The organism is Photorhabdus temperata (assembly GCF_025384845.1).
GTDB lineage: Bacteria > Pseudomonadota > Gammaproteobacteria > Enterobacterales > Enterobacteriaceae > Photorhabdus > Photorhabdus temperata.
Genome location: NZ_JAJAFX010000033.1, coordinates 1 through 22,036, shown reverse-complemented (window position 1 = coordinate 22,036; position 22,036 = coordinate 1). Strand labels below are relative to the sequence as shown.

The 22,036-nt window shown below is 46.7% G+C and carries 17 protein-coding genes and 1 pseudogene; 3 read left to right on the top strand and 15 right to left on the bottom strand.

Annotated features, from left to right (window positions below):
• Position 1: 1 nt before the first annotated feature.
• The 11 genes from LGZ99_RS14035 to LGZ99_RS13985 all read right to left on the bottom strand — a co-directional run bounded on the left by LGZ99_RS14035 (position 2) and on the right by LGZ99_RS13985 (position 6,458).
• Positions 2 to 448 carry a Mor transcription activator family protein gene (locus LGZ99_RS14035; RefSeq protein WP_262979213.1) on the bottom strand — a complete coding sequence of 149 codons (447 nt, stop codon included), beginning with the start codon at positions 446 to 448 and terminating at the stop codon, positions 2 to 4.
• The gene (locus LGZ99_RS14030) at positions 424 to 927 is read right to left on the bottom strand and encodes an HI_1489 N-terminal domain-containing protein (RefSeq protein WP_262979212.1); all 504 of its coding nucleotides are present in this window, start codon (positions 925 to 927) and stop codon (positions 424 to 426) included. Before LGZ99_RS14030 ends, LGZ99_RS14035 begins: the two co-directional genes overlap by 25 nt.
• Positions 924 to 1,457, bottom strand: a complete 534-nt coding sequence (locus tag LGZ99_RS14025; RefSeq protein WP_262979211.1) for a gp16 family protein — start codon at positions 1,455 to 1,457, stop codon at positions 924 to 926. The genes LGZ99_RS14030 and LGZ99_RS14025 overlap by 4 nt, the downstream gene beginning before the upstream one ends.
• Positions 1,454 to 1,867 carry a hypothetical protein gene (locus LGZ99_RS14020; protein WP_262979210.1) on the bottom strand — a complete coding sequence of 138 codons (414 nt, stop codon included), beginning with the start codon at positions 1,865 to 1,867 and terminating at the stop codon, positions 1,454 to 1,456. The genes LGZ99_RS14025 and LGZ99_RS14020 overlap by 4 nt, the downstream gene beginning before the upstream one ends.
• Positions 1,868 to 1,954: 87 nt before the next feature.
• On the bottom strand, positions 1,955 to 2,143 hold the full coding sequence (locus tag LGZ99_RS14015; protein WP_262979209.1) for a hypothetical protein: 189 nt from the start codon (positions 2,141 to 2,143) through the stop codon (positions 1,955 to 1,957).
• A 1-nt stretch (position 2,144) separates the two neighbouring features.
• Positions 2,145 to 2,777 (bottom strand): DUF3164 family protein, encoded by a 633-nt coding sequence (locus LGZ99_RS14010; RefSeq protein WP_262979208.1) that lies wholly within the window; start codon positions 2,775 to 2,777, stop codon positions 2,145 to 2,147.
• Positions 2,767 to 2,964 carry a hypothetical protein gene (locus LGZ99_RS14005; RefSeq protein WP_133815658.1) on the bottom strand — a complete coding sequence of 66 codons (198 nt, stop codon included), beginning with the start codon at positions 2,962 to 2,964 and terminating at the stop codon, positions 2,767 to 2,769. Before LGZ99_RS14005 ends, LGZ99_RS14010 begins: the two co-directional genes overlap by 11 nt.
• A 15-nt stretch (positions 2,965 to 2,979) precedes the next feature.
• Positions 2,980 to 3,240: an HI_1482 family protein gene (locus LGZ99_RS14000; RefSeq protein WP_262979207.1), complete on the bottom strand. Its 261-nt coding sequence runs from the start codon at positions 3,238 to 3,240 to the stop codon at positions 2,980 to 2,982.
• Positions 3,237 to 4,190 carry an AAA family ATPase gene (locus tag LGZ99_RS13995; RefSeq protein WP_262979206.1) on the bottom strand — a complete coding sequence of 318 codons (954 nt, stop codon included), beginning with the start codon at positions 4,188 to 4,190 and terminating at the stop codon, positions 3,237 to 3,239. Before LGZ99_RS13995 ends, LGZ99_RS14000 begins: the two co-directional genes overlap by 4 nt.
• Before the next feature lie 9 nt (positions 4,191 to 4,199).
• Positions 4,200 to 6,185: a transposase domain-containing protein gene (locus tag LGZ99_RS13990; protein WP_262979205.1), complete on the bottom strand. Its 1,986-nt coding sequence runs from the start codon at positions 6,183 to 6,185 to the stop codon at positions 4,200 to 4,202.
• A 54-nt stretch (positions 6,186 to 6,239) separates the two neighbouring features.
• Positions 6,240 to 6,458 (bottom strand): helix-turn-helix domain-containing protein, encoded by a 219-nt coding sequence (locus tag LGZ99_RS13985; RefSeq protein ID WP_262979204.1) that lies wholly within the window; start codon positions 6,456 to 6,458, stop codon positions 6,240 to 6,242.
• Positions 6,459 to 6,609: 151 nt separating this feature from the next.
• On the opposite strand from LGZ99_RS13985, the gene LGZ99_RS13980 reads away from it, so the two are divergent.
• Both LGZ99_RS13980 and LGZ99_RS13975 read left to right on the top strand, forming a co-directional pair.
• Positions 6,610 to 7,254 (top strand): helix-turn-helix domain-containing protein, encoded by a 645-nt coding sequence (locus tag LGZ99_RS13980; protein WP_262979203.1) that lies wholly within the window; start codon positions 6,610 to 6,612, stop codon positions 7,252 to 7,254.
• 255 nt (positions 7,255 to 7,509) lie between these two features.
• Positions 7,510 to 7,857 (top strand): annotated as a pseudogene (locus LGZ99_RS13975) (hypothetical protein); the annotation flags it as partial.
• Between the two features lie 216 nt (positions 7,858 to 8,073).
• Here the strand turns inward: LGZ99_RS13975 and LGZ99_RS13970 are convergent.
• The 4 genes from LGZ99_RS13970 to LGZ99_RS13955 all read right to left on the bottom strand — a co-directional run bounded on the left by LGZ99_RS13970 (position 8,074) and on the right by LGZ99_RS13955 (position 19,578).
• Positions 8,074 to 9,987 (bottom strand): glycoside hydrolase family 18 protein, encoded by a 1,914-nt coding sequence (locus LGZ99_RS13970; RefSeq protein WP_036838304.1) that lies wholly within the window; start codon positions 9,985 to 9,987, stop codon positions 8,074 to 8,076.
• A 58-nt stretch (positions 9,988 to 10,045) separates the two neighbouring features.
• The gene (locus LGZ99_RS13965) at positions 10,046 to 14,200 is read right to left on the bottom strand and encodes a Tc toxin subunit A-related protein (RefSeq protein WP_036838307.1); all 4,155 of its coding nucleotides are present in this window, start codon (positions 14,198 to 14,200) and stop codon (positions 10,046 to 10,048) included.
• 21 nt (positions 14,201 to 14,221) lie between these two features.
• Positions 14,222 to 17,674: a Tc toxin subunit A gene (locus LGZ99_RS13960; protein ID WP_262979202.1), complete on the bottom strand. Its 3,453-nt coding sequence runs from the start codon at positions 17,672 to 17,674 to the stop codon at positions 14,222 to 14,224.
• 209 nt (positions 17,675 to 17,883) lie between these two features.
• Complete coding sequence (locus tag LGZ99_RS13955) at positions 17,884 to 19,578, bottom strand: glycosyl hydrolase family 18 protein (RefSeq protein ID WP_072008842.1); 1,695 nt, start codon at positions 19,576 to 19,578, stop codon at positions 17,884 to 17,886.
• A 501-nt stretch (positions 19,579 to 20,079) separates the two neighbouring features.
• Here LGZ99_RS13955 and LGZ99_RS13950 point away from each other — a divergent pair.
• On the top strand, positions 20,080 to 22,036 hold a 1,957-nt coding region (locus tag LGZ99_RS13950; RefSeq protein ID WP_262979201.1), incomplete at its 3' end, for an RHS repeat-associated core domain-containing protein.

The window sequence follows — 22,036 nt, the reverse complement described above, 5'->3', positions numbered from 1 at the left end:
CTTATCTAAGAGGTAAGTCAATTTGATAACGTTTTCGATGTAGCATCAACTGTTGGCGTAGAATAGCATAAACCGTTGAATGCGTGAGCGCATATTTTTTTGCCAAGTTATCTATGCCCCCTTTAGAACGACTCCACTCATCAAATAACTGATTGTCCCTCAGTGCGGCTTTAAGGGTCTCTCCAGTGGGCAAGTAAACCGCACGCCCACCGTAATAATGAGCCAAAGCACCCACAAGTTTACTGCTGGATAAATGGGATAGCGTTTTTTCTTGCCCTTGCCGCTGCAATTCAGCGCTGAACAGATCAACCATATCCGCCAGCAATTGCGGCCAGCGACCTTGCAACTCTGCAAAGGGGATATCATTTAATCTGTCCAAGAGTTGTCCCAGTTCAGCATGATCATCATCAAAGAGTGATAAATTTACTTCGCCTGTTTTGTTAACCATTCGGCACCTCCTGATAATTTAGTAATATCGACACCCATTTGCTGCATTTGTTTAAAATACGCATCACGGCTGTCAGAGCCTGAAACTTGCTGCCGTTCTCGTGTATTGATATTGCTACCTTGGGCAAAAACCTGTTCGGCTGACTGATAGACGGTTTTCAGGTAGTTATGATTGGATAACGGTTTCTTGTCCCCCTGTGCCCGCTTTTCTCGGATACGTTCGACGGTTTCACTTAGTGCGTGAGCTAACACCCGACCGGGTTTGTAAAGCGCCAGCACTTCCCCGGCCAGCTTTAATGCCCGGCTGTTGGACAGGTTTTGTTTCTCACGGCGAAACAGGCCAATATAGGCCACCAGATGCCGGGCACAACTGCCCGGCAATTCCGCCAGTATTTTCAGTAACTGACGGCTGGCGTCATCTTCACATAACGCCTCTAAATGCCAGTCAGAGTGGCAAATGGGACAACGGGCTATTTTCATGATGATTTCCCCATATTAAAGGCGTGACATATTGCATCGTATCCCCGGCGTTCTGGCAGTGGTTGCTTGCGGGCTACCATGCTTTCTGTCATCAGCCTGAGATGCCATTTTTTCAAACTCTCAATAACCGGATAAATCAGTGTTGGCGTCAGCCAGCCGACTTCCGCAACCCCTTCTCCATTGATTTTAGCTGTTTGACGCATCACAAATTTATTCAGTGCTGACTCTGAGCCGTCATGAACAAACCCTTGCTGATGCATAGTGATCCAGATGGCCCGAATTTTGCTGATTTCTGCCGTGCGTACACGGCCTGTTGAATCCGATTTAACCCGTTGGTGATGGGGTTTAAAACGACGTTTAAACCCCCGTTCAACAAATGCAGCGTACACCTGCTTTAATTCAGCCTGAGACATATCACAACACGACATTTTGCCCGTCGTTGACGCCAGCGCAGCGCGATAAGTGTCATCGTCAAGCTTAAGTTTGGTTTTGGCGATATGAATAAGGCGGATCAGTTGTTGTTTATTCATCGTTCATTAACCCATTCTAAACCATCAATCTTTTTGTATTGCCGGATCAACTGGCTGGCATTTGCAAATATCGGAGAAAGAGAGGTCTGATTGCTATATACCTCAGGGAATTTCTTTGCCAGATTACGCTTCCCTGCTATTTTTTCCATTTCTGCAATTTTTGTTTTGCTATAAAGCGGTTTTGCCACTGTCAGCCAAAATAATTTGGTGAGCGGGTTATACTTATCACATTCTTCATACCCCCAATCAACACACAGAGTATGATTAAAATACACAAAAAGCTTACTTCTGCTTTCACTCACTCTTTCCCGAACAATACTAATGACAGTATCCTGGTACTTAAAATTAACGTGACAAAACAATCCCTTAAGCTCACATTCGATTTCTTTCCAGTTTGATTTATCAATCATTGGGTTTTCCTTATTTTCTGAATTTGGCGTAAACCTGTCCTGGCGGGTTTACGCCAATTAATTAAAACGAATTAACAGATAATTAAATTACGCCGGAGTTAAATAATCCGTTCTCACAAAATAAGGCTCAATGCTAATTTCAACTACCGTGCAATTTTTTAAATCTTTCGCTTCATCAACTGTTTTAACTGGTGTTCCACCGCGTAATATTTTATTGGGCTGATAAATAAAACTGGCTCCAACCCGATAACGTTGATTAAACTGTTTCGCTTTCATATCAGACTCCAGCGATATCCAGTGATATCGGTTTATATTGGTCAGTATCACCGACGCGCTCATAAACCCGAATATAGGATTTACTGCCGATAACCTGCAACGCTTCGCCGATAGCTACCATTGCCTGTTGCCAACGCTCATCGTCAATATCCAGCCGACGCAGTGCCAGAACGCGACCGGTGTTGATATCGCCCTCTTTATCGGTGGAGAACGCCTGATTAATTAGCGCATGAATTTCAGGACGCGCACCCTCTGTCCAGTCAGCCAGGCAACTGTCAATCAGCTCCTTCGCCGCTTGCAGACGCTCATCAAACGCAATACGGTCCTGTATTGCCCGCTGGATTTTGAAGCGCCCGTCATAGCAAGGTAGCGTGACGTTCCCTTTTTTCCCGCCTTTTGTTGCGCCATACGCTTCTGCTGACAAGTCAATAAATGCCTGAATATCAGCAAACGCCCGCAGCTTCAGTTCCGCCAATGCAGAGCTAACGGTAATGGCCTGCTCGACGATTTCCCCGACCAGCCTGTCCCGCTCTTTATCAATTTCACGGATAATAGAGACCGGTGTTAAAACACCTTTAGCATCAACCCAATAACCTTCCGGGGCCTGCTGTGTTGTGTATTGTTTAGTGGACATGTTGATTAACCTCCTGAGTGTGAAAACATAAATCGTATTGTTGTGCAAGGTAATGCTTAATAACCTGTACCAGCGCCATGACCTCTTGTTTTTCATTGGCTGTGTAGACAGCACCGCCTGACGCTTTAACGTCATGCATTAATTTCCCCTGATGCGTGGTAATGACAATTTCGATTTTAACAGCCATACATCCCCCTAATGATTAATGTAATGATTCTGACCAATACACCTGACAACCTTTATGGACAAACATCCCCTGCCGATAATCACAATTACGCCCCAAGTATCGGTAAGTGGCCTTGCCGTTACGAATTAACTGCTCACAATGCTGATGGCGGGCAATTTGAATACGCGGCGCGCTATCCCGTATCATGATACTCATCACAGTAAAACCCTGTTCTGTCAGCGCGGATACCGCATCACCCACGCTATTGAATGCCGAAACCAGAGAATCCTTTGTCATAATGTCGCCCCCTCTAAATCTTTGACTGCTGCGCGGATATGTTTTTCCGCCAGTGATTCGTTATTGCCCTTAGCAAACATCGCTGCCAGCCGCAGGGTATGAGATACGGTACGCAATGCGCCGGGGCGTTCTGATAACTGTTGGACTAATGCGCGTTCCTGTTGGCCCAGCCCCCAGGCATCCGCAATGGCGGTAACGTCATCTTTTTTGGTTTTCAGGATGGCGACTTTTTTCGCAATTCGGCTAAACAGTCGCGCAAAGTCCACACTGCGGGAACTGCCGCCGGTGAGTTTGGCATAGACCTGATGATTACCGACTAGGGCCAGACCAATACCGGTTTCTTCCTGAAGAATGCGCAACTCCTCAAGCACCGGATAATCAAGGTGGTCGGCTTCATCAATCACCAATAACCCCGATGTACCGCGCAATTTTCTGCGTATTGCCCGCCCCAATTGCCCCGCCCGACGTGGCGCATCTCCCAGACCCAGCTCCAGGGCCAGTTCGTACAGGCATTCACTCAGGCTGGCGCGGGAGGGTGACACGGTTATCAGCCACACGTTAGGGCGTTCAGCAACAAACTGCTGCAAGGCTTTGGTCTTACCCACCCCCGGACTGCCGTAAATCACACTGATGCATTGCGCCAGCTGGGCATATTGCAACGCGCTCCAGATTTGCCGCACAGTCTTCGTCTGGACAAAATCCGGGGCTGCGGGCATTTCATTGGTGCGTTTGCTGCGGTTCTCCAGCCAGACAGACAGCTGGCCGGCAACTTTGCTGTTATCCCCTTTGTAGCTTTCATTCATAAACTGAGATAACGCGGTACTGGATATGCCGCTTTCACGGGCGACATTGCTGTAAGTCAGGCCGTCACTTTCAACAATGGTTCGGATAGCGGCACGAACGTCAGCCAGCTCTGTTTGTGTTTGAGTCAACGCTATAATATTGGTCATCGTATTCTCCTAAATTGCATTTTTCTGTTGTTGCTCATGCAACTGCGCAACCGCATTTTCAAAGGCATAGTCATAATCGGTGTCCGGCTCGGCCTGTTCATCCACCACTACCCGGCGCACGGTATTCCCCACCGGGCGGTAAATCTCCACCACGCGGCTTTCCGGTGGCGCGGGCGGCACGGTTTCCGGCATCAGTTCCGCCACTTCCAGCGCGGTCATGCGGCGCTGGGCAGCCGTGGCTTCTTTAGTGCGCTTAACAAAGCGTGTCCGGTTACGGTCATGCTCACGAGCAGCCTGAGAATCCCCGAACCCGGATTTCTCAATACACAAGGCTTCGCAAATAAACCGGCCATCCAGCGTGTAACACAGCACGGAGTCATGCAGTGCTGCCGGGTCAAAACGAATAACAATTTTGTTGGGCTTAATCCCCAGCAACTGCTCGTGGTAGTACCGGTTTTTACGTGACTGTATTTTGCCGCCGGCATTTAAGGTAAATGCGCCATGGGTGACCGTGACTGATTCAGACGGCAGCAACAGTAAATGGCGCTGCTCGGCGGTAGCTTTACGTACGGTACTTTCCTGATAGCTCTGTTCAAACGCATCATCAAACGACCATTTCCCAAGACATACCTCTGTATCGCGCTCAGGCCGACGGTTCCAAAAAGCGATCCCTTCTGCCAGCGCATTTAAAAATGTTTCGGCATCCACGACCCGGTCACCGTAATTATCGGGCTTTGCCATCGGGTTTGCGCCGGTATACGCCCCCGCTAAAGCCGGATGTTTATCGACCACTTCACCTAAGCCGCCGTGAGAGAATGCACGCTCTATCGGTTTTGCTTGTCCGTGTCCACGCCCGAACAGCACACTGGTCCAGTGCAATTGAATGCCCAAAAGCGGGATGATACCTTTTGGGTCATCTTCCTTGACCTTGAATCTGTAACGGTTGGGTACACCGCCTGTCATCCATTTGTTAGCAGCGGCACGGGTGTTATCAATAGTGATGTGTTTGGGAATACCGTATTGCTCGATCACATCCGCCAGGGCCAGGCGGATACTATCGCTGTTCTCGGACACATCAGTACGCCAGGCCAGAATTTTACGGGTACGGATATCCTGCCAAATCCAGGTCTTGGGCCGGATAGTTTCACCATTAAACCATTTAACAAAAACGTTATGCTGATAGCCGTCGCCGTTAATCCATTCCATCGCATCCAGTTCAAGCACCGTACGTTCTTGCGCGGGATAAAGCCGCATCAGAGCGTGTTCACCTTCACGCAACAACACGATCTGTTCGGTCGGTACTTCACGCTCCAGCTTGCGGCGCAGTGATGACAGACTCGGTATCGTCCAACCGTGCGCTGTTGCCGCTTCTTCAAGACGGGCATAGCAGGTGCGCAGCGCTGGTTGCTCCGGGCGCAAATAGTCAGCAAGCAAGAAATCCCAGGCAGCAGACGTACATTCCGCCTCTTTCTTTTTGCGCGTGGTCAAACTGTGTCCGTGCTTGCCAACCAGCGCTGCCAGCCAATCGGTCCGGTCAAAAGGTTTCGCAAGGTAGTACCAGCGCCGAACGCTCGCGGAGGGAACCTGTAACGCATCAGCGACAGAATCAAATGCGGTCAGTGTATCAATGCCGGTATCAATCAAACCCGTGACCGCTATCACCACCTCACATTTCCGGCGTGCTTTTCCACGCTGGTTGTTATTCGCGTTATTCCAGTTCTGCCAAAGCAGCTCACGCGAGTAGGTTTCTGCCTGCTGTTTTTTATTTTTGATGTCAAAACGCAGATTGTTGATTTCCACCGCCCCTTGCTTTTTCAGTACCGCCGCACGGGCGACAGGCGGCAGGCAACTTATCGGGTATTCAAATGATTTTGAACCTGAGCGTGTGCGACGCTTTTCGCCTGCTAGCTTATCCAGATTTGCACGAATGTTATGTTGCATGCTGGGAAAGCCTGGCAAACCGATACATTCTTTAGCAGTAACCCAAATATCCATCAGTTTCACACTCCCAAATGAAGGGGATTGCTCCCGTAGTTTTCTTTTGTATGGTTAGCGGTTATAGCGACTCGGCCAGATGACTGACGGGTCAACCCCGATTGCCTGAGCGATAATTCTTTCACCCTTCGGCCAAGGGCGTGTTAATGCATTTCGCAAAGTATCCTTAGCTAAACCTGCGTTGACAGACAATGTGCGTAGATTTGTGCCGCGTTTTTCTAAGGCTGCGCGGATATCTGCACGATGCCAATCTGCTTGCTTGCTTGTCTGCATTGTGAAATCCTTATAGGTTTATCGGTGCGGATAATCTCTATTGATTATCGGTGTGAGTATGAATGTACGGCAGAAAAAACCGAATGTAAAGCCAATCTCGGTTTTTTCTGCAAATTAATTTCTATAGGGCTTTTTCAAGGGGGACAGTTCAATGGTGAGCTCTTACAAAGAAGAAACTGACAATAAAGAGAATAAACTGAATCGGATTATTCCAGATGAGCGAATAATCCATTTTGGTGAGCGTTTGCGTGGAGCGATGAAAGGAGAGTCTATTAATTCGTTTGCAAAGCGTTGCGGTATGTCTGAAAGGGTAATTAGGAATTATTTAGATGGTTCATCGTATCCATCAATTGACAGATTGGCCGTTCTCGCCAAAGCAAGTAACACTTCATTAGAGTGGTTAGCTACAGGTCAAGATTGTTCGGTTAAAAATGCCGAATCGGTTTTTTCTGCAACTCATAATGAACAATTATCTCCTTCACAAAAACAACAACAAGCATGGTCTGAGATTTTAGAAAGAATGACTCCCGCGGAAAGAGAATCAGTTATTGATAGGGTTTTCAGGCAAGGTATCAACGCATTACTAACACCACCCCAGACAGACATTCAGCAAGAATCGCAATTCCCCTGGCCGGAAGACCTGCCTGCCAAACTGGGGGTATCTAACCACTCGTTGGTGTTTGCTCAACTGTATGCATCTTTAACTGATGAACAACGACAGAGATTTTTGGAGTCTATCAATGACAAAGAACACATCCCAGCAAACCACAACAAGATGAGCAGCAAAGCAGGTTAGCATAGGCTAAAGTAGCCTATGTTTTAAAGCGTATTTAAAGATGTTTTAAATGACTGATAGGGCGAGTCCTGGTTTTATTAAAATAAGTGGCACAAAAGCAACAACTGCAAAAATTTTCTCATTTTAGTTAGTCTGCCCGTCAGGGCAGGGATAAACTTACCATACCCACGCAACACCGCACTACCACTGAATTTATATCCGCGAATTCCCGTTTATTTTCGCCAAATCCCTATCTCTTTTTGTTTCTCATTACTTGTGGTTCAATACACGCGCAGGAATGGGATATGGGATAAAGAAAATCCCATTAAGTTTTCGGCCCCTGCAAGTGGCGTATATTTTGGCGGTTCTCTCAAACTGAATGATGCGGGGGATCGTCTGATAGTGGGGGCGGTTGCCAGGGTGTATGTGTATACCTGTCTGAATGATAGATGGAATATAGAAACACCTATGGAGATTTTGAACCCTTCAGACAATTTAAATGGTTTTGGTGGGCCTGTCGGCCTGAATAAGGCGGGGACGAGTTTGGTAGTTGGTGCAACGTCAGAGAGCGTCGACTCTACGTCCAAAGCCGGTGTAGTTTATATTTTTGAGAATGTTAAATAATACCATAGTTACTAAGCTCAATATTATCCTCGACACTTCACCTACGCCCGGACGTGGGCTGTTTCAGATGTGAAACTAGCATTTCAAATGGATATTTATGCATGTCAGGAAAATTCATGATGTTAATAGTGTGCTCTAATCTAAGTGGATAAAAAAGTGCCGTTCATCGTGATGAGCGGCACTTGATTAAAACTTATTTATGCTTATGAAGCGAGATTACTTTTTACGGGAATTAACATCAGGAAGTTCTACAAGTTCCCCCCGGTTATACAATGGCCCCATATCAATTTTCTCTTTACCTTTAATCGGAATATAACCGGCTCCTTCTCTGGCTGCATTTGCCAGCAGGCCGCAATCTTGATCGCCAGACCAAGAGAATATTCCGCCCAGCTTATGTTCCGTTGCATAAATACCTTTCTTGAACACCGTGCGAGGGGTATCTAGAGAGATAAAATGTCCGCCTGTGCTGTTATAAAGAAAGTCCGCGTCTGTCGCGGTGTCCGTCATTAATTTAAAGCCATTTTTTGCCCATGCGAGCTGTTGCTCACAATCAAACTGATTATTCAGCAAACAGAAAAATTCAGGAGCGCCGTTCTCCATCGTACCCAGAGCAGGAGCAGGATTATCTGGATTACGGTTGTATTGACGGGTTTTCAGATCTGCACCTATACAGGAACGACCATAGTTGGCAAAACCAAGGTGAATTTTTCCGGGGGGAACGCCTTCAACCTCAATAAGGTATTTAATGGCTTCATCAGATGAAATATCGTAATCGCGGTTAGGATCGTCTGACGCATAAGGAGCAGAATAGAGATTGGTATGATGACCAATGTGTTTTGCCCAGCCGTTTCCAAAGAAGTCGTAGGTCATGACAAAAATATTATCCAATCCATTGTGAATGAGTCCTTTGATGTTGGATTTTTTCAGCTTGCCGACGACAGCACTGGACGCAATCGTAATTTGTTTTCTGGCACTGGTGCCAAATGTCCGATCTAAAGCCTGACGCAACTCCTTAATGAGAATGGCGTAGTTAGGTCCATCATTTTCCGGATCAAACTCGTTACCCACTTCACCTGCGGCTCCAGGGTATTCCCAGTCGATATCGACGGCGGTAAACATGGGGAAACGTTGGAAGAAGTCAACAATGCTGTCAATAAAGGTTTTGCGTTGGGCATCGTCTTTTAACATTGGAGAAAAATAACCGGACATACTCCAGCCGCCGATACTGAAGGCCAGTTCCAGACGATGTCCTGCCAGTTTGGCCTGTTGTTGCAGGTTACGCAGCCCTCCGAGCAGGCCCGATGCGGCTTGCTGATTATAAAATGGCAAAAAGGTATTAGGACCGGCATCTCTTGTATCTTCTTTGGGTAGCCCGACGTTACGCGTAGTTCCCAGATCACCATAAGGGTCGACAGGAACGATATGACCGAATGTAATGGGAGGATCTTCCGGTCTTAATTGTTTATTCCAACCCTCAGCAGACAGGTTGATTCTGTCTTTTTTGCTTCCTTTATCGCCATAAATACCTAAAAAGCTGAATACTAATCTGTCATAAGCGGTTGCAGGGATATCCGCCAGATTAAATCCGCGACCAGGGCCATCTTCATTCTTGTCAGAGTCCTTTGAAGCTGGAGGCAAACGCGCATCATACTGGCACCAGTCAGTAATATAGGCAGAGACTTTAGGACGCGTTCTGTCCGTTTCATATTGGTTGTATAAAGAATGACATACCCGCGCAGAGGTGTAAGCCAGATTCGTGCCTGAACCATCGGGCTTATAGCCCTCTTTCTGATAAGTCTCCTCTGTGAGTGCATCGGGTTTTAAAATAGCCACATCTCCGGGGATAGGTTTAACGGTGCTTTCCTTAGGATTGCCATGTTTAGCGATTTCTTCTGCTGTTGCAGCACGTACCCAGCTCCAGGCATTTTCGTATGAAGGGGTATTATCACGTTGAGGAATGTGCCAGCGTTCCACCCAGTAAGTGTTTTTATAGACTTGACCATCAAATATAACGTAATAAGTTTCTCCACCAGATTGGTTGCTCCAGGCGGTTAACGGCGCACCGATATTTTCACTGGCATCGGACATCACTTTTTTGCAGGTATATTGATATTTACTGTTATCAGTCATCTTTTTTACCTTTTATATTTTTCCCACCTCATTTAATGAGGTGGGAAGTGGGAGTCTGTTAGTCTTGTTTTTTTTGCGCTTCGTGCTGCGCCAATCGTTCTCTGACTTTTTTCGTGAAGCTGTCACTGGTAGAACGTGCGGTATAACGCAGATGAATGATAATATCGCTCATCTTTTCCAGCAGGTCAGATTGATTATCACCAAACGTTAGCGTCCAGTTAGCAAATACCCCTGTTCCTTCAAAAGGCAGGAAGCGCTCATCCTGGAAATCAAGCTGGAACATGCCGCTATCGTTTATACCGGTTGATAACACTACCGCCTGATTGGCCTGTAAATTACGAATTAAGCCATGAGGTTCGCCGTACTTAACTGGGTTAAGTAAGTAGTCGATAGTGTCAGGATCTTCCATGAAGTTAATGCTGTTGCTATTTTGCACCAGCGTTGCACGAATATCCTGATAGGGACCGACCAGTGTCGCCAGAGAAACCGAGACCGTTTTGGTGCGACGATCAATGTGTCCGGGATAATCTCTGATGAACATTTCAGAATCCAGATTGAAATTAAAGTTACCGGTTGATTTACCCGCTTCCCATGCTTGAGAGCTAAGTAATGATTTTAATGAAATGGTTTTAACCACCTCCAGCCGGCGAACGTTTTGTTTCATATACTCTTGATCCATGCGCAGTAAGGACAATTTCAGCGATTCTCCGACCAGCAAACCTTGATAGAGATCGTTCCAGCCTCCGCTTTGAATAAACTGCGTATCAAATTTCCCTGTTTCATATTGCCAGGAGGCTTCCGCAGACAAGCATAAAGACATCACGGCGTCATACGCTTGTAAATACAGCGCGGAAATTTGGCTAATCATCCACATGTACAGGTTTTCACTGGTGAAACGTTGGGAAAAATACTCCAACAGCGTATTATCGTGTTCCCTTTGTGCTTGTATTTGCGCTAACTGCGTGATAGATGCCTGCAACTGTCGGGTCTGAATAGCAATTTGCTGATCGATTTCTTCAACGTTAATTTCAGCCTGTTTATACTGAATTTCCCATTCCTGACGGCGGCGGCGGTAATTTTCTGAAACGCTCAGGCTGTTAGCTTTCGCATTTTTGGATTCATATTCAATGCGTATACCTTCCGCGATGGCTCTTAGTGGAGCACCATACTGCATGCCGCCAACGGCAAAACCAAAAATATTAGGAATGAGATCCGCAACTGCGCCAGCGGTAGAAATGGCCTGAGCAGCAATAACCGCATCAGCTGCTCCGCCCTGTAGCGAAATCACTTGCTGTTCGGTACTGGAGATATCTTCATCATATAGCGCTTGGTAATGCTGTTGTCGTTCAAGCGCGGCACGTCGGCTAATATTTAACGAATCCAAAGAGGCTTGATTAATATCAATTGTTTGTTGTTGCAGATTGACAGTGAAACTATACAAACCTAACTGTTGCTGCATTCTGAAACGCTCAAAGTCCAGATTATCTTTGCGTTCCAGTAAACTGAGGAAGCTATTACCATACTGAATTAATGTCTCCACACCACTCATTGCCCGGCTGAACACGGGGGCAAATCGATAATTGGGGATCGACATTCTTTTAGCTCCAGCCTGACGGTTGGCAACCACGCGTTGATAGCGTTGTTTCAACAAATCACGAGGGCTAATAGGCTCATCAAACAGCCCTGCCGGGTACTCTTTCCCGTCCAGCGTTAAATTGTGACGCAAGTTATAAATACGCCGCGCCAGTTCCTCCCAAAGTGTCAGATATTCCGTATCGACGGGCTTACGGAATAAATCGGAGGGTTGATTGGAAACGGCAGAATCCCACACCACAGGTAGCAGTGGCAGCGTGTCCGTCATCGTCATTTCCAACTGACGTGTTTGGGTGTTGGTATAGGTTGCTGTATCTTCCAGCGTTCGCGGTTTCCACTCGGCGGCGAGCTGAATATCCGGGCTGGTGCCGAGCAGATTGTTAGCCGACGCATAGGTGAGCCGGGCAACGATACGGGAAGTTTGCGTGAGTTTGCGGTACTCCCGATCACCTTGATCCAACAGATTTTTCAAATAAAAACGGAAAATCGCTTTGCGGTAGTGAATGGGTTCACTGGCGGCGATGGCGTCAGGATCTGTCGGCTGGGTAAGGCTGCGCATAAATTTCGGTGGGGGATCAAGCAGTGGTCGGCTGCTCCAGTAACGCGGTTTTCCTTTGGCTAAATCTGGATGTTCGGCATCTTCCAGCGGATTGAATATATAGTGCAACCACTGTGTTGCTTCTTCAAGGCGCTGTTCGATATTTAAGCGCCAGGCTACCAGGAACGGCATATGGAAGAACAATTCCCAGAAATAGATACCGTTGGCACCATCAAGGTCGATGGCCGTCATGCCACTGTGTGGCGGTAGAGGCAGTTCCTTAATATGTTGAGTATCCCAACTGAGTACCTGATGGATACCCTGGCTGGCGCGGCTGATTAGCTCCTTAGCGAATAAAGTGTTCAGCCGAATAGTCGGTGGAGTATTCTTATCATCATCCGGTGCGAAGGAGAGGTATTGAACCTGGCGTTCTTCCTTGAATTGAACTAACGGACGGATCAACATCCCGACCCGATAGTCATTGATATATATTCCTCCTTTTTTCTCATTTCCGAGACCATCAGTGAAACTTATACCGGCTACTAAAGTGACGGAAAGGTTTTCTTTCAGATCCAAACGGTATACAACATCTGGTGTGGGCTTGTTTTTGGTGAGTGGTTCAAAGGCTAATTTTGTATCCTTAGTAACTTTTTTCTCCTTGCCAGACTCATCAATGATAATTTCAGTATTCCTTTGCCAGATGCAGAACTCCAGATTTTCAAAGTTGTCATGATATGGATCGGAACCGTAGAGAAAAGTTGAGCGAGCAGTTAGTTGCAGTTCCGTGCTGGAGTCGTAGGCAAAATCGACAATCAGTTTTATCGTCCCTTTTCCCAACTTTTCGTCGCCTTGGTCATCTCCTGCCCCTGCAATCATAAATTTGGTATTACGTGTTGCTGGGTAAAGCACCATGGTGCGGAAAGGTATGGGGTCTCCAGCTTCATCTCTATGCTCTCGGGAGTAATACCACACCAGATCCGCAGCATATTTTTCCGATGTCTTAGGCAGATCAGTAATTTCTGCCAGCAACGTATCGCAGATAAATTCGAAACAATAATCGTAATCATAAGGCTGACCCCCGTCCATTCCCTTCAGACGGGTAAAGGCGACAACAGCCAGCTTTGGTTCGCCTTGCATTACATCCATCACGGCAACCATATCTGTCATCTGATAGGGCAGTTCTCCTTCCCGCAAAATACTGGGAGCACTCCAGGTTCCATCGTATTTTGCGTAGGCGATTTTTAATTGAGTGTTGTAGGTTTTCGGTGCTTCCTCTGTGTCTGCATGTAGACGAATATTTGTTGTCGTAGGAGTGACTTCTTCGCTTTCTGCCCAAGCAATATACAAGCGGTTATTTAAAAAGATCGGACGTATCGTCGCGCTTTTTACTCCCCCCAACGGTAAATCGATAAAACGCCATTCACTCCAGGCATTGGGTGAAAGCGCATCGGTATCTGGATGTCGAATAGACAGATTCAGAGAGCGCCAGTAATATTGGTAAGGCTGGGTTCGGGTACGTCCGATAAAGAAAAATTTATCACGGGTGATGTCTACGCCGTCTTCGTAACTGGCAATAACTTCCAGATTGCTGACATCCTCAAAGTTATTCAGATACCCCAGCACGGCTTGTTGTACCGATTCTTGGGTAATTTTCCCCTGATTGAGACTGCTTTCAAGTTGAAAGAAAAACTCCGTTTTATTCAGCCGCAGCATCGGTTCCAAATAACTTTCCGGATAGGTTCTTAGCATACGGTCGGCGGACCAATAGTTATAACGGTTGGCAAATTCTTGCCAGTTCTCGCTCTCCTCGACGGTCATAAACAGACCTTTTTCAATATTTAGCGAGATGCGGTTAATGTATTGCTGCAAAGTATTGGTTGCCATTGCCACCCGACTAGTATTGACTTTGGCAGAGACCATGACATCCAACAGCAGATAATCATAGACATCATCCACATTTTTAATGTCGTCGCGTAGCGGCTCCATCGCGGGAGAATGGGCAACTACCTGACCAATAAAATAGTCCACCAATGCATCTCGCTGTGCTTCCAACAAACCTGCTTCTATCGTATTTTCGCTCATCGTTGTTGTTCTCCGGGAAGATCAGGATTTTGTCGCCGCAATGACGGCCTCGCCGACATGTTGGATCTGATCGAATGAGGAAGAGGGGGTGATTGCGGCTGTTTCACGAAGCGGTGAAACGGATAGCTTCGTTTGTTGTGAAAGTGCTTGAAGACGGCGTAACCAATCAATTTGCCCCATATTGCAAGCGCGTGCCGGGGTAAATTGTTCACATGCCTGTTCTACTTCACTGGCATCCCAGCCTAAGATATCGGCCAGAAGTTCTGCACAATCGAGATTAATATCTTCGTCATTACGTTTAACTGGCGGATTATTGGCGTAAGCCAGATATTCGATTAATTTATCTTCCGTGTGTAATGATGAGGTCACCCAATGACGATAACGGCTCAATATAAAGATCTCTTTCAGCGTCAACGGCGCACCTTGTCCGGGTTCCATAACTGTAGGAGAGGATAGACTCAGCCATGTTGGTTCGGCCAGGCGTAGGAATAGTAATTGGGGCGTCAGGCGCAGTTGTTTAATTAGTGCTCCATTCATCGCCAGATTATAGGCAATTTGCAGAAGATCATCGGAGATCTGTTGAGCATGAAGAAGACGTCCATTATACCGGCGCGACTGTTGATTCAGCATCTCCAGCAGCTCTGTTACACTGCTGCCAACCCATCTCAACAACAGCGGAACCGCATCGCGGGAAACACCGTATTCCTTGGCAACTGCGGTAGAAACTAAATTGTCCTGTGCAGTTTTATATTGCTGAATAATAAGCCTCAGTGCGGTAACCGTAAGCTGTTTATCATCTGGAGGAGACGGTAGCCCATCAACTATAGCAGTAATGGTTTTTTCGAGATATTCTTCATCGCTCTGTGCCCAGACCAAAGGTAGGGGTTTCACCAGACCATCTTCGGTAATGAGCTCGCTAAGTTTTGCTATCCAGCCGCCGACATCGGGAATTTCTGGTCCTTGGAAGTCTTGTTCTGTCAAAAGATTTTCCGGCAGGGCAGAGACAATGCCGCCAAAGAAATCTGCGCTGCTTTCGGTGGCGACAATAGGCAAACGCTGATTTTGAATAAACAGACTAAGCTCTTCCGGCGTCAGTTTTGTCTGTGATAGCCAGGCTGATATTTCTTCCATAGCGAGAATGATATCGAGACTATCGATTTGCGTTGTTGACTCTCCGTCATCTCCCAGTGGGCTTAAACGGGGTGCTCCCGCCAGCAGTAGCGGATTAAAACCACTAGTTTTGGAGAAAATATCAACAATGATGATTCCTTGCTCTGGGGTCAATTTAAACAGTCTGGGGATCATAACCAGCCGATAAAATGCTGATATGACATCCAGAGAACGCATGAGCCGTTTTTCCGGCAATGAGAATGCGGAACCGACTTGTTGCGCTAAAATTTGAAAAGTGGCTGAAGAAATTCCCAGACCCGCACAGATTTGTTTTACCGTTCTGGCATCGCTACCCCGGCGGGCGGTATAGTCAAATTCGCTATTGTCCAACGCCATTGGGATATCAAACAGCTGAGGCTGATTAAATACCTGATCGAAAAACGGCACATTAGAACTGATATTGAAAGGGGTAATCTGGTAGATAAATGCGGCAAAGGCTTCGGCTGCCAAATTATAGTTATTGTTTAAATAACGGAATAGGCCCAGAACCCGCAGGCTATTGTAGTTGATATTCAGCTCTAAATTATCCATCCCTTCTGCCCGGGCAGCTGAGGTAAGCAACAAATCTAATTTATCATGCGGCAGTTTTGTCCAGCGTTGCAGGCGTAACAGACGGTTTAATCGATCAAAACGATATTCCGTGATTGCTGTCATACTACGGGGACGTGTTTTGTTAATACCCAATGCTTCTGGGTGGGCAGAATTCAGATATACCGAGCCATACTGATAAGGAGTGGGGAATGTGGCGTGACTCTGTCCATTACTGAAAATCGTATTTTTAAACTGAACATTCGGTGACACGGTAGGATGATAATCGCCGTGGCTGAACGCACGTTCCAGCTCCTCAACAGAGCCTTTAGTTTGTTCGGAGAAGAACAAAATTTCTTCCAGTTTTTGCCTTTGTTGCAGGGTAATACCATAGTTTTCTAAGAAGAAATCGGCGGCTTCGGGAAATAATTTATCTTCATCAATATCATCACCGGCAATGGCGAAACGGTATGTTAAGGTCAGTACCGACGTCTTTTCTGACCACTTTTGAACTTCGATCTTGATTTCACCAAAATAAGGGCCGGCAGCAAGATCCAGGTCGGGATTATCTTCGTTATGCCAACTAAGTTCTAACTGGCGCGGGTAGGGTGGCGTATCATCAAACGGGAGCAACCGGGCCTTAATACGCTGATAACTGAGTACTGATTTACCGCGTAGCTTAATTGTAATGGGCTTTTTATCCTGATTAGTGCAGGTGACGGTGATGAACTCGTGGTTATCTGGTGCAGGTTCAATCTCACTGTATGTGAGCTCGTCTGGACCACTGACATTGTCTTGCTTCGGCACAATATAACCATGGGCAGAAAGAACAATATCGGTGACGGTTTCGGTTGTACTGCCGCTAAGATAAACCGCCTGTAAGCGGGGGCGAGTTAGATGTACCTGCGCAAATGGACTGGGCTGGCTCAACAATGCCATTTGCTCCTTACTCAGCAGGGTTCCTGCCAGCAAGGTATTGTTCTGTTTATTTGCGGGTAGATTGTGACTAAACCATGGGATCTCGGTACTTAATGCCTGAATGATTTTAGCCAGCGAGGTCTTTTTCTGCTCTAATCCCAGCGTAATTTGCGTTGTCGGCAGGCTGAATGGCAACGTAAAGGGGTAGCGTGTTTCACCTAATACTTGATTAACCGGTTTGCCTGTATCTTCTGTGAGATCGATATAGTTTGCAGCGGAATAACTGAGCACTTCATTGACTATTTTGAGTGCCGGAAGTTCCTGATAGGTATTGTCCGCATCCAGCATTAATTCGGCTAAGTCAGGGCGTCGCTGTTCAAGCATTGTCGCGCCTTCTGTCGAATCCAGCTCGATTTGCCGTGCAAACAGATAAAGCTCAAGCAGATAACTTATTGGCGAATTCAGCGCTTCCAGAGCGCCCGGACGACAGAAGTTATCCCAGGGTTCGGGAAAAAGGTCAGTATAACTTGGCAGCTCAGGTTTTCCCTCTGCAATGCGTTTCAAACGCAGCGATTCACCATCGCGTAGCCCTTGTTCCCTCTGCATATGGACGAGTTGAGTAGCAAAACTGAGTGCACGATCATAAATCTCACTTGCGTGCCCAGAGAACTGATGCTTATGGCGGCGAAGAAAACGGGATTTTCCTACGCGAATAATATCGAAAACAGATTGATAACCAAAGTTGATGAGTTGAGTAGCTAAACTATTTTCTGCTTCTGCTGGGATTGTTTTCACCAAAAGCGTTGAAATAGTCTGAGAAGCATGATTATTGGATTGGAGCGTTGTCTTATCGTTCATAATTCACCTTATAAACTGAAATAACGCATAAGTAAGGCTCGACTCAATATGATGAGTCGAGCCTGCTTATTATACCCTTCATCTTTCAAGTTGCTGCTTTGTTGGCTGCGCTCACTTACCCCAGTCACATCGTTATCTATGCTCCTGGGGATGCGTTCACTTGCCGCCGCGCTGCAACTTGAAATCTATTGGGTATATAGCCCGGATACTTATTTCTTTCTGGCAAATACAGTCTTACTTTGATGGCGATTTGTAACAAAGGAAGGTTGGGATCGTCTTGGTTGAGAACTCAATTCTGCTCTCCCAACATGGTAAAATTTAGACATGTCAATAGTGACTGGAGCAACAGGCGTGGCGCCTAATCCTTCACGGGCGGCGTTGACTAATAGCCCGTTATCGGCATCAATCGTCCAGACAAATAGCCCTCCAAGCCCTTTATTTTTTACAAATTCCGCTTTTCGATGCACGGTACGAGGTGTTTCTATCGATAGAAATGCTCCGGTGTTTTCGTTATATAAAAAGTCTGCGTCGGAAACGGTATCGGTATACAGGGTAAAATCGTTTTTACCTTTCAGATCACTGTCTAGATAGTTGCGCAGTAGATCTGGAAATTCGGTGACGCCGGGGCCAAAGCTGCCGAAAGTATTATCCTCGTCAGGATCGTGTGGGGTGTAGAAGCCTCTCAGTGGTGATAATTTGGTGACGTATGCTTGTTGAGCATTACGACTATAAGCGGCAAAACCACAGAAAATTATTTTAGGGTTAACATTTAGCTCCAGAAGGTAATTAACCGCATCCTCCATTGAATTCAGTTCATCGTTATTAGGGTCACGTTTAATATTGGTATGGTGTGCCAGACTTTCAGCCCATGGAGAGCCAAAAAAGTCATAACACATCACGTTTAACCCTTCAACACCTGCCTTAATCAATTCCAGGACATTTGCTTTTGCCATTTTGCCTGGCTCGGCATTAAGCGCGATACTGATTTTTATATCAGGCAACTTTTGCTTAATTACTTTAATTAATTCTGCGAAGTTTTCCGCATCTTCGTCCCCATAATCATTACCTTCTGCACCTGGAACACCGGGGTATTCCCAGTCAAGGTCAAGATCAGTAAACATAGGGAAAGTATCAAAAATCTTTTTCAGACTTTCAGCCAGATTTTCGCGGGATTCAGGCTCCTTGGCGATGTGGTGGAATGCTTGACTCATTGTCCAGCCGCCCAAGCTTAAACCAATTTTTGGCGGTTTCGCGCCTTGAGTAAGCTTAACTAATGCGCCTAAAACGCCCTGTGCTTTATGTGGGTCAAACAGCTCAGGAGGATCGCCCGGTACCCAGCCTGCAAATCCACAATTCAGATAGGCTTGAACATCTGCCCAACCGTCGAGGAAGGTTGCTTTGCCCCGGTGATTAATTAGGTCGTCCTGATCCTTAGCAATAGCAAAATCTATAGCGCCTTTTTCAATATTGCTTTGTTGTTCTCCTTCGTCGCCAATAATCCCTGAGAAACCAACGATAATCTTGTCATAACGCGGGTAGTTATCATCTTTTAAACGCATGATATCTGAGCCACGCCCGCCTACTGTGTAATCGACGTCGGTATCTCCGGCAAATTGACCATAGCGGCCGTCATAAATCCCCCAGTCAGTGAGATAGCCAAATACCAGAAAATCAGGATCAGCTTCATAATTATTAAACAGGTTTTTAGCCACCCTTCCTGGGGTATAAGAGAGTTGTTTGTCCGCTGTAGCAGGATCGAACTCATTGGCGGCATAGGTTTTTTCAGCGGCTCCCGCTCCCCAGACTTTGTCTGGCTCGTTTAAATCTTTGGTTCCTGGATCTGGAGAGAGATAGAGTTCATCTGCTGCATGAGGTTTTTTTTCATCAGACATTTTGTCGATCATAATAATCCTCTTTTAAAGTAAGGTCTTAGTGATGATGTGATTTCACTGTTAAAACTTGAGATAGGTAAGATAAAACGTAGCTTATGTTTGAAATTAATCAATTATATTTATATGAAAAATTAACTACTGTTTCGAAATCAAGGATATATATTTTCATCATAGAATTTAGAACCTCTAATGATTTGAGAGTTAATATTATATTCATGATTGATATAATTATTTGATTTCAAGTAATTATATTTATTATCTGGTAATTTAAGGTAGGAATAAAATAGTATTTTAGGAAAAGGTTTTTGTAAAAAAATAATAAGCAGGGAGAGTTTCTTTATGCTATTGGAAAGCGTTTATCTTGAGAAGAGTAATTAATGTATTTTCTAATGTGTATGAAAAACTGCACGAATCAATAATATGTCTATATTTACATAGAGGCGCCAACAAAATTTCTGGCGTGTCGTCTGTTACCGTTAGCGTTGCGGAACTACCACCAATAAGGAGCCATCTATGTTTCAAGCTGATCTACATGCCGGAACGCCAACCCTGCGTGTGTGTGATAATCGTGGGCTACCCATCCGCAGTCTGCAATATCACCGGGCTTTGACTGGGGATAACTCTCATCCAATGACGCCGCTTGATGAGCGCATCACCCAGACCTACTATCATGCTGCCGGTTATCCTACCGAAAGCAGAGACCCGCGCCTGTTTGCCAACGGAACTACACCCAACGTCCGCCTGGAGTGCAGTCTCAGCGGCACGCCTTTGCGTAGTGACAGTGTTGATGCCGGTTGGAGTTTGTCTCTGAACGATATCGAAGGCCGCCCGTACTGGCGTAAAGATGCCCGGGGCACGGTACATACTTGGCAGTATGAACTCCCGGAGAAAGGCCCTGGCCGTCTGAGCGCTCATTTTGAACAGCTCAACGGTGGTGAGTTTGAGGTGCGTGAACGTCTGGTGTATGGAGAAGAGGAGCCGGATGCCGGACAAAACAATCTACGCGGTCAGTGTGTACGCCACTACGACACTGCTGGCTGTATGCAGCTACACTGTGTCGGACTACAGGGCGTGATCCTTAAACAGTCGCGTCGCTTACTGAAAGATAAAACAGCACCAGTGTACTGGCGCGGCGAAGATGAAGGGGATGAGAACACGGGTTGGTCATCCCTGTTGGAAACCCAACGATGGACTACCCGCACTGCCTGCAATGCGCAGGGACAACTGTTAAATCAGACCGATGCTGCCGGGCATTTGACCTGGCAGCGTTACAATGTGGCCGGGCAACTGACTACTGGCGGGCTGACACCCAATGGCGATGCGCCGGAACAAATACTGATAGCCCGTCGCACTTACAGTGCTGCCGGGCAGGTATGGGAGGAAGAAACCGGCTCAGGTATTTCTACCCGCAACACCTATGAGTTACAGACGCAACGATTACTCAGCGTGGAGACTAAACGGGGTAATACGCTGCTGCAACACATTGTCTATGACTATGACCCGGTAGGTAACATTATTCAGGTGGATCACCTGCATGAAGAAACGCGATTCTTCAACAATCAGCAAGTTAATCCACGGAATAGCTATGACTACGACACGTTGTATCAACTCACTGCGGCCCGTGGTCGTGAACAGGTGCAACAGGTAAATCCTTCCGGTCAGCAAAAGGATGAAAACCAGCGGGTCAACTACCAGCGTAACTACAGTTACGATCGAGGCAACAACCTGATACGTATCCGCCATAATGGAGCCACTCAGTTCACGCGGGATATCACGGTGGAAGCCGGTTCTAATCGAGGGGTGGCGCAGGTGGATGAGGTTTCTTCTGTACGGGCAGAAAACAGCTTTGATGCCTGCGGCAACCTGCAAAACCTGCTGCCACGCGATACTCAGACACTGATATGGGATGGACGTAACCAGTTGAGTGGTGTACGTGGCAGTACACGGGAAGAGGATTACCTGTACGGCAGTGGAATGCGGGTATACAAGATGAACCGTTCACAGAATGGCACGGAGGAAGAACGGGTGGTGTATTTACCGGGGTTGGAACTGCGTAGTCGCTGGTTGAATGGCACAGAGCAGGAAAGTTGGGAGGTTATCACGCCGCAGGATGGGGTGAGGGTGCTGCAATGGCGTAAAGGTTGCCCGCTGGAAGGCAAAACCTGGCAAGGGCGCTATTGCTATATGGGATTGCTGAGTTTAAATGAACTGGAGCTGGATGAGACGGGAGCATTGATTAGCGAGGAGGAATATTTCCCGTTTGGTGGTACGGCGTGCTGGTTACCACGGAACAAAGTTGAAGGCGATTATAAAACCCACCGTTATTCGGGCAAAGAGCGAGATGCCACCGGGCTGTACTATTACGGTTATCGTTACTATATGCCGTGGGCAGGCCGCTGGCTGAATCCAGACCCGATTGGCTTAGCAGGGGGTCTGAACCTGTATGCGTACGTGCATAACCCGGTGTCGT

Bases quoted from the DNA above. Each gene is read 5' to 3' on its own strand.
- LGZ99_RS13955 (WP_072008842.1), bottom strand. From the start codon at position 19,578: ATGATCGACAAAATGTCTGATGAAAAAAAACCTCATGCAGCAGATGAA.
- LGZ99_RS14010 (WP_262979208.1), bottom strand. From the start codon at position 2,777: ATGTCCACTAAACAATACACAACACAGCAGGCCCCGGAAGGTTATTGG.
- LGZ99_RS13995 (WP_262979206.1), bottom strand. From the start codon at position 4,190: ATGACCAATATTATAGCGTTGACTCAAACACAAACAGAGCTGGCTGAC.
- LGZ99_RS14015 (WP_262979209.1), bottom strand. From the start codon at position 2,143: ATGAAAGCGAAACAGTTTAATCAACGTTATCGGGTTGGAGCCAGTTTT.
- LGZ99_RS14000 (WP_262979207.1), bottom strand. From the start codon at position 3,240: ATGACAAAGGATTCTCTGGTTTCGGCATTCAATAGCGTGGGTGATGCG.
- LGZ99_RS14005 (WP_133815658.1), bottom strand. From the start codon at position 2,964: ATGGCTGTTAAAATCGAAATTGTCATTACCACGCATCAGGGGAAATTA.
- LGZ99_RS13965 (WP_036838307.1), bottom strand. From the start codon at position 14,200: ATGAGCGAAAATACGATAGAAGCAGGTTTGTTGGAAGCACAGCGAGAT.
- LGZ99_RS14025 (WP_262979211.1), bottom strand. From the start codon at position 1,457: ATGAATAAACAACAACTGATCCGCCTTATTCATATCGCCAAAACCAAA.
- LGZ99_RS14030 (WP_262979212.1), bottom strand. From the start codon at position 927: ATGAAAATAGCCCGTTGTCCCATTTGCCACTCTGACTGGCATTTAGAG.
- LGZ99_RS13960 (WP_262979202.1), bottom strand. From the start codon at position 17,674: ATGAACGATAAGACAACGCTCCAATCCAATAATCATGCTTCTCAGACT.
- LGZ99_RS13990 (WP_262979205.1), bottom strand. From the start codon at position 6,185: ATGGATATTTGGGTTACTGCTAAAGAATGTATCGGTTTGCCAGGCTTT.
- LGZ99_RS14020 (WP_262979210.1), bottom strand. From the start codon at position 1,867: ATGATTGATAAATCAAACTGGAAAGAAATCGAATGTGAGCTTAAGGGA.
- LGZ99_RS13970 (WP_036838304.1), bottom strand. From the start codon at position 9,987: ATGACTGATAACAGTAAATATCAATATACCTGCAAAAAAGTGATGTCC.
- LGZ99_RS13980 (WP_262979203.1), top strand. From the start codon at position 6,610: ATGGTGAGCTCTTACAAAGAAGAAACTGACAATAAAGAGAATAAACTG.
- LGZ99_RS14035 (WP_262979213.1), bottom strand. From the start codon at position 448: ATGGTTAACAAAACAGGCGAAGTAAATTTATCACTCTTTGATGATGAT.
- LGZ99_RS13985 (WP_262979204.1), bottom strand. From the start codon at position 6,458: ATGCAGACAAGCAAGCAAGCAGATTGGCATCGTGCAGATATCCGCGCA.